Origin of the sequence: Stutzerimonas azotifigens DSM 17556, assembly GCF_000425625.1 — a bacterium.
Lineage (GTDB): Bacteria > Pseudomonadota > Gammaproteobacteria > Pseudomonadales > Pseudomonadaceae > Stutzerimonas > Stutzerimonas azotifigens.
In genome coordinates this window covers 1-7,527 of the sequence record NZ_AUDU01000091.1, presented here as the reverse complement: position 1 = coordinate 7,527, position 7,527 = coordinate 1, and the positions used below count along the sequence as shown (strand labels likewise).

Annotated in this window: 5 protein-coding genes and 2 pseudogenes; 2 read left to right on the top strand and 5 right to left on the bottom strand. The window is 67.0% G+C overall.

From position 1 onward, the window contains the following. From H610_RS24555 to H610_RS23560, 5 genes and pseudogenes are all read right to left on the bottom strand, one after another. The coding region (locus tag H610_RS24555; protein WP_201768356.1) for a PAAR domain-containing protein at positions 1–674 on the bottom strand (674 nt) is incomplete at its 3' end. A 180-nt stretch (positions 675–854) separates the two neighbouring features. Then, positions 855–2,621, bottom strand: a complete 1,767-nt coding sequence (locus H610_RS0108390) for a sodium:solute symporter family protein (protein WP_028239251.1) — start codon at positions 2,619–2,621, stop codon at positions 855–857. A 7-nt stretch (positions 2,622–2,628) separates the two neighbouring features. Continuing rightward, positions 2,629–2,895 carry a DUF4212 domain-containing protein gene (locus H610_RS0108385; RefSeq protein ID WP_028239250.1) on the bottom strand — a complete coding sequence of 89 codons (267 nt, stop codon included), beginning with the start codon at positions 2,893–2,895 and terminating at the stop codon, positions 2,629–2,631. A gap of 263 nt (positions 2,896–3,158) precedes the next feature. Next, positions 3,159–3,683: a retropepsin-like aspartic peptidase RloA2 gene (gene rloA2 / locus H610_RS0108380; protein ID WP_028239249.1), complete on the bottom strand. Its 525-nt coding sequence runs from the start codon at positions 3,681–3,683 to the stop codon at positions 3,159–3,161. A gap of 71 nt (positions 3,684–3,754) precedes the next feature. Further along, positions 3,755–4,973 (bottom strand): annotated as a pseudogene (locus tag H610_RS23560) (HD-GYP domain-containing protein). Positions 4,974–5,131: 158 nt separating this feature from the next. On the opposite strand from H610_RS23560, the pseudogene H610_RS23555 reads away from it, so the two are divergent. After that, positions 5,132–6,015 (top strand): annotated as a pseudogene (locus tag H610_RS23555) (acyltransferase). A gap of 62 nt (positions 6,016–6,077) precedes the next feature. Then, on the top strand, positions 6,078–7,457 hold the full coding sequence (gene dbpA, locus H610_RS0108360; RefSeq protein WP_028239246.1) for an ATP-dependent RNA helicase DbpA: 1,380 nt from the start codon (positions 6,078–6,080) through the stop codon (positions 7,455–7,457). Positions 7,458–7,527 lie beyond the last annotated feature (70 nt).

The following is a 7,527-nucleotide window of genomic DNA, read 5'->3' as shown; positions in this document are numbered from 1 at the left end:
TCATACAACCGCCAGATATTGCTCACATCGTTGGCATAGCTGCTGTCCGGGGCGAGATGGTGCGCTTCGCAGCGTTGGGCCATGGCCAGGGCCTCCTGCTCGCCGAGGCCGAGCGCCGGCGCGCGGCACTGGGCGCCGATGGCGCTGTTGGCGGCATTGTTGCCGGTGCCGTCGAAGAACACGCCGATGCGCAGGGTGACGGCCTGGCGGCTGGCCAGCTCTTCCTCCTCGTCTTCCTCTTCCAGCCCGTACGGCGTGGGGTCGCCGGGTTCCTGCTGCCAGGCGTGGGCACTGGGCGCCGCTGGCCGTTGCGGCAGTGCCGGCGCAGCGGGCGCCCGAGCCACGGGAGCGCCGCCGAGGTTCAGCGGTTCGGGCGGAACGAAGGGCGCCGGGGTGTGCGTGGTGCCGATGATGATGGTGCCGGAGCCGCCGATGACCAGATTGCCATGGTCGCCGAGGCTGCCCTGGACGACGGCGGGCCTGCCATTGATGAGCACGTTGGGGATGAGGTTGCCCGTCAGGGTGCTGCCGCATGCGGTGGCATCACCGGCGCGGGCGGCGGGCAGGCCGTCGAAGAAGACGTCTGGCGAGCCGGTTACGATGGGGTTGTCGCCATGCCCCTTCCTCGGGCAGGCCGTTGGGTCGCCCAGCCGGGCGGCGGGTTTGCCGGACATGACCAATATCCTTATCGGTATGTGAGGCCGGCACCTTGCCGCAGGGCGGCCGTGCCGCGCAATCGGGCCCTCGCGTTTCAAGCGCTGGGTCGCAGTTTGCGTGGCGGCAAAAAAGAAGAACCCCGCGCAGCGCTCGCTGGCGGGGTTCTTCGTCACGCTGTCGAGTTTGTCAGCGATGGCTCAGTGAGCGATCGCCGCACCCGCGCCACGGGGCACACGGATGTCCTCGATCAGGTGCTGGATCTCTTCCGGCGGCTGGGCGGTGATCCGCGACACCACCACGGCGGCGATGAAGTTGAAGATCATGCCGAGCGTGCCGATGCCTTCTGGCGAGATGCCGAACCACCACTCGTTCGCGCCGGCAGTCGGCTCGATGAACTTGTAGTAGACGATGTAGGTGAAGGTGAAGGTCAGGCCCACGACCATGCCGGCGATCGCGCCTTCCTTGTTCATGCGCTTGGAGAAGATCCCCATGACGATGACCGGGAAGAACGAGGCCGCGGCGAGGCCAAAGGCGAAGGCCACCACCTGCGCCACGAAGGCCGGCGGGTAGATGCCGAACAGGCCGGCGATGACCACCGCGACACCGGCGGAAATCCGTGCGGCCAGCAGCTCGCCCTTTTCGCTGATGTCCGGCTTGATGTTGCTCTTGAGCAGGTCGTGCGAGATCGAGGTGGAGATCACCAGCAGCAGGCCGGCGGCGGTCGACAGCGCGGCAGCCAGGCCGCCGGCGGCGATCAGCGCGATCACCCAGCCGGGCAGGCCGGCGATTTCCGGGTTGGCCAGGACCATGATGTCGCGGTCGACGTACAGCTCGGTGGCGCCGGCAGCCGGGGCGTTGCTCAGCAGGCGCTGGCCGGCGGGGCCGGTTTCGCCGCTGTAGGTCGGGTTGCCGGCGAAGGGCGTGCCCGGGCCGTACTGGACGATACCGTCGTCGTTCTTGTCCATCCAGGCGATCAGGCCGGCGTTCTCCCAGGTCTTGAACCAGGCCGGGATGTCCGCATAGGCGGTGTTCGGCACCGAGGTCAGCAGATTGGTGCGGGCGAAGGCCGCCACAGCCGGCGCGGTGGTGTAGAGGATGGCGATGAACAGCAGGGCGTAGCCGGCGGACTTGCGGGCATCACGCACGGTAGGCGTGGTGAAGAAGCGCACGATCACGTGCGGCAGGCCGGCGGTGCCGACCATCAGCGCCATGGTGATGGCGAAGATGTCCAGCGTCGACTTGCTGCCGTCGGTGTAGGCATCGAAACCGAGTTCGGCGCCCAGGCCGTTGAGGCGCTCGATCACGCTCTGGCCGGTGCCGATCACTTCGCTGCCGAAGCCCAGCTGCGGGATCGGGTTGCCGGTGATCATCATCGAGATGTAAATCGCCGGCACCATGTAGGCGAAGATCATCACGCAGTACTGCGCCACCTGGGTGTAAGTGATGCCCTTCATGCCGCCAAGCACGGAATAGAAGAACACGATTGCCATGCCGATCATGACGCCGGTGTTGATGTCCACCTCCAGGTAGCGGGAGAAGACGATGCCGACGCCGCGCATCTGCCCGGCCACATAGGTGAAGGAAATGAAGATCACGCAGATCACCGCCACCACGCGTGCGGTCTGCGAGTAGTAGCGGGCGCCGACGAACTCGGGCACGGTGAACTTGCCGAACTTGCGCAGGTAGGGCGCCAGGCACATGGCCAGGAGCACGTAGCCGCCGGTCCAGCCCATCAGGTAGACGGAGCCGTCGTAGCCGGAGAAGGCGATGATGCCAGCCATGGAGATGAAGGACGCCGCCGACATCCAGTCGGCGCCGGTGGCCATGCCGTTGAGCACCGGATGCACGCCCTTGCTGGCGACGTAGTACTCGCTGGTGGAACCGGCACGGGTCCAGATGGCGATGCCGATGTACAGGGCGAAGGTCGCCCCAACGACCAGGTAGATCAGGGTTTGGGTATCCATGCTCGCCTCACTCCTCGTGCAGGTCGTACTTGCGGTCGAGCTGATTCATCTTCCAGACGTAGAAGAAGATCTCGATCACGAAGACGTAGATGGACCCTTGCTGGGCGAACCAGAAGCCCAGCGGGAAGCCGAAGAAGTTGATGGCGTTGAGCTGGTCGACGAACAGCACCCCGCATCCGAACGAGACGACGAACCAGATGACCAGCAGCCAGAGCATCAGCTGCAGGTTCTCCTTCCAATAGGCCGCGGCAGCCTCTTGTTTTGAGCCGGACATAGGTCCTCCAGATTTTGTTTTTGTTATCGCGTGTTGACAGTAGCAGGCCTGCGACGTTACGCCGCTAAGACTTTCGTCGAAACGGCAAAGCGGCGAGCCAGACGCCTCGCTGGCGGTGGACACGGCAGCCGTCAGCGCCTCCTGTATACCCGGCGGGAATGACGTCCGATATACGGCCTTAGGCGGGGGGATGCGCGGCGCGGGGGGCCAGCGCAGGGCGCTGCGGCGGGACGGCCTCGTCCCGCCCGCAGGCCGGCGGCGACTCAGCAGTCCGGCTGGTCGGCGGTGTACTTGCGCGCCGGGTCGATCGCGCCGTCGAACTCGCGGATCGCCGTGGAGCCGATCAGCAGGGGATAGCTGAAGTGCGAGCGGTCGGTCAGGTTGACCTCGATCGGCCGGCGCGCCTCGCCGATGCAGATCTCAAGCTCGATCACCGGGCGGGTGGCCACGCCCGGGCTGCGTGCAGCCCCCTCGCCATCCTGGGCGGCACCCTCTTCGGCGCGCGTCTTGATCTCGCTGATGCGCGCCAGCCGGTGTTCGTGTACACGTTCGCCGGCGCCTTCCACGGCCAGGCGGAAGCGCACCCAGTCTTCACCGTCGCGCTCGAACTGCTCGATGTCGCGCGCCGACAGCGAGGCGGTCATCGCGCCGGTATCCATCTTCGCTTTCAACGTTCTGTCGATATCGTGAATCCGCACGTGCTCGTAGAGGCCGTAGAGTCTCGGTACGTCGGCAATGGCAGGCAGCGGTGCCAGCAGCAGAGCGATCAGCAAGGGGCGGTTGAGCAAAACAGGGTCCTCTTTTCGGGAAGTCGGCGGTTCAGACCCTCCGGGCCTCGTGTCGTTCGGCGCTCCGGTTCTCATCGGCGGACCGGCCGGCCGGTAAGCAGCTCCGGAAGATCCTTGAAGTTCCAGTCCTGCGGCGACTCGCGCGCCACGATCCGGTCGCGCCCCTGCAGGCGCGCCAGGTCGACGATCGTCTGCTCGATCGGCACGCCTGAACGGGCCGAGAAGAATACCTTGACGCGCGGCGTCAGCAGCGACTGCCCGTGCTGCTCCATGACGATGCCGATCCGACCGCTCTCGAGCCTGACCAGCGAGCCGGACGGGTAGATGCCGACGGTCTTGACGAACGCCTGGAACACCCGCTCGTCGAAATGGCTCCGGCTCCACTCGGCCATCTTGAATCGCCTCCGCCGGATCCCAGCCCTTCTTGTAGGAGCGGTCCGAGGTGACGGCGTCGTAGACGTCGCAGACCGCCGCCATCTTCGAGAACAGGCTGATCTGGTCGCCCGCCAGGCCATGCGGGTAGCCGCTGCCATCGATCTTCTCGTGATGATGCAGGCAGACGTCGAGGGCGACCTGTCCGACGTCCTGGCCGGCAAGCAGGCGCGCTCCCGCCTCCGGGTGCCCTCGCATGGTCTGGAATTCCCGGTCCGTCAGCTTGCCCGGCTTGTTCAGCACCGTGTCGGGGATGGTCATCTTGCCGATGTCGTGCAGCAACCCGGCCATGCCCGCTTCCCTGACCAGCGCGTCGGCCAGCCCCAGCCGGCGCGCCAGGGCGATCATCAGCGCACAGACGGCAATCGAGTGCATGTAGGTGTATTCGTCGGCCCTCTTCAGCCTTGCCAGGCTGATGAGCGCATCGGGGTGCCGCGACACCGACGCGGCAATCTCATCCACCAGTTGGGCGGCCCGGCCGCCCTCGATGACCTGCCCCATGCGTACATCGCTGAACATGCTCACCACGGCCTCACGCGCCCGCTCGCACAGCAGGAAGGCGCGCTCGAGCTCGGTGTCGAGGGCGACCGGCGCGGTGGCAGGCGCCGCCTCGGCGGCCAGCAGGCGCGCCTCGGCCTCGACCTCCACCTCGTCGACAGTGCTGCCGCGCTCGACGTCCAGGCCCTTGTCCGTGTCGATCCACAGCTCGCGAATGCCGCTGTCTCGAACACGTCGCAGGTCCCTCTCGCTGCCTAGGAGGAACTGGGTTCTCCAGAACGAGTGCTCCATCCAGGAACCGCACAGCTCCTTCACGTACATGCCCAGGCGAACATCCGCGACCGAAATCCTTTTAAGCATCGCAAAACCGGAGAGCAGGAATGACCGGCGGAGCATAGGCATCTGGATAGCCAAAGGCCATCATGCGATCTTCCATTCCGGGCCTCCGTCACAGCTTCGTCGATCAGGGCCGGGATTTCTGATTTACCATGGCGGCCCCGCCTCGATGGGCCGTTGCGATGCCTCGACTGCTGACTGCCACCGCCGTCACCGTGCTCCTGCTGTTGAACACCCTGGTGCTGATCGGCCCGATGATGATGCTGGCGCTGGTCAAGCTGCTGCCGATCCCCACCCTGCGCGACCGCTGCTCGCACGGCGTGATGTGGATCGCCGAGACCTGGGCGGAGATCGACAAGTGGATCTTCGCCACCCTCACCCCCACCGTCTGGGACATCCGCGGCGGCGACGAGCTGCGCCGCGACACCTCCTACCTGGTCATCAGCAATCACCAGTCCTGGGTCGACATCCCCGCCCTGGTCCAGGCATTCAACCGCCGCGCGCCCTACTTCAAGTTCTTCCTGAAGAAGGAACTGATCTGGGTGCCCTTCCTCGGCCTGGCCTTCTGGGCGCTGGACTACCCCTTCATGAAGCGCTATTCCAAGGCCTACCTCGAACGCAACCCGCACATGCGCGGCAAGGACCTGGAGATCACCCGCGAGGCCTGCGAGAAGTTCAAGCACATGCCGGTCACGGTGGTGAACTACCTCGAAGGCCCCGTTTCACCCCCGCCAAGCACGCGCAGCAGGGCTCGCCCTACCGCCATCTGCTCAAGCCCAAGGCCGGTGGCGTGGCCTTCGTCCTCGCCAGCCTGGGCGAGCAGCTCGATGCGGTGCTCGACGTCACCGTGGTCTACCCGGGCGAGCGCATCCCCGGCTTCTGGGAGCTGATCAGCGGCCAGGTGCCGCGGGTGATCGTCGACATCCGCACACGCCGGCTGGACCCGGCGCTGTGGCGCGGCGACTACCAGAACGACCCGGCCTTTCGCGTACAGATGCAGGACTGGGTCAGCCGGCTGTGGGACGAGAAGGACCGCCGCATCGCCGAGCTGCGCGCCGAGCGGTAGCGCGCCCGCCTCGCCCCGCAACTGCTAGACTGCCGGGCCATCCGCCTTCGAAGCCCGCCGCCGTGTCCAGTCCCGCCTTTTCCAGTCTCGCCCTGTCCCCGGCCATGCTCGCCAACCTCGAGGCGCTCGGTTACCGGGAGATGACGCCGATCCAGAGCCAGGCCCTGCCGCTGATCCTCAAGGGCCAGGACCTGATCGCCCAGGCGCGCACCGGCAGCGGCAAGACCGCCGCCTTCGGCATCGGCCTGCTGGCGCCGCTGAATCCGCGCTATTTCGGCTGCCAGGCGCTGGTGCTCTGCCCGACGCGAGAGCTCGCCGACCAGGTCGCCCGCGAGATCCGCCGGCTCGCCCGCGCCGCCGACAACATCAAGGTGCTGACGCTCTGCGGCGGCACCCCGCTGGGTCCGCAGATCGCCTCGCTGGAGCATGGCGCGCACGTGGTGGTCGGCACGCCGGGGCGGATCCAGGAACACCTGCGCAAGGGCACGCTGCAGTTCGACGGCCTCAACACCCTGGTGCTGGACGAAGCCGACCGCATGCTCGACATGGGCTTCTACGACGACATCGCCGCGATCATCGAACAAACCCCGGGCCGGCGGCAGACCCTGCTGTTCTCGGCCACCTACCCGGCCGGCATCGAGCAGTTGGCCGCGCGCTTCCTCAGGCAGCCGCAGCGGCTGCAGCTGGAATCACAGCACAGCGACAGCGTGATCGAGCAGCGCTTCTACGAGATCGACCCGCGCCAGCGTTTTGCCGCCGTACAGCGCCTGCTGCTGCACGTGCGCCCGCAGTCCTGCGTCGCCTTCTGCCAGACGCGCCAGCAGTGCCAGGAGCTGACCGAACAGCTGAGCGCCGCCGGCATCGGCGCCCAGGCCCTGCACGGCGATCTGGAGCAGCGCGACCGCGACCAGGTGCTGGCGCTGTTCGCCAACCGCAGCCTGTGCGTGCTGGTGGCCACCGACGTCGCCGCCCGCGGGCTCGACATCGCCGGGCTGGAACTGGTGATCAACGTCGAACTGGCGCGCGACCCGGAGATCCACGTGCACCGCATCGGGCGCAGTGGCCGAGCCGGCGAGAAGGGCCTGGCGCTGTCGCTGGTGGCGCCGGCCGAAGCCTCACGCGCCGCGGCCATCGAGACCCTGCAGCAGGCGCCGCTGAACTGGGCAGAACTCGAATCGGTGGACGTCACCGACACCAGCCCGCTGCGGGCGCCGATGGTCACGCTGGCCATCGGTGCCGGCCGCAAAGACAAGCTGCGCCCCGGCGATATCCTCGGCGCGCTCACCGGCGAGGCGGGCCTGCCCGGCGACCGGATCGGCAAGATCACCCTGTTCGACTTCCAGGCGCTGGTCGCCGTCGAACGCGACATCGCCCGCCAGGCGCTCAAGCGCCTGAACGAGGGGAAGATCAAGGGGAGGTCGATGAAGGTGAGGATGCTCTAAGCGGAGGCTGGAGGCTGGAGGCTGGAGGCTGGAGGCTGGAGGCTGGAGGCTGGAGGCTGGAGGCTGGAGG

Excerpts from the sequence above, each read along its gene's own strand:
- H610_RS0108390 (WP_028239251.1), bottom strand. The coding sequence starts at position 2,621 with ATGGATACCCAAACCCTGATCTACCTGGTCGTTGGGGCGACCTTCGCC.
- H610_RS0108385 (WP_028239250.1), bottom strand. The coding sequence starts at position 2,895 with ATGTCCGGCTCAAAACAAGAGGCTGCCGCGGCCTATTGGAAGGAGAAC.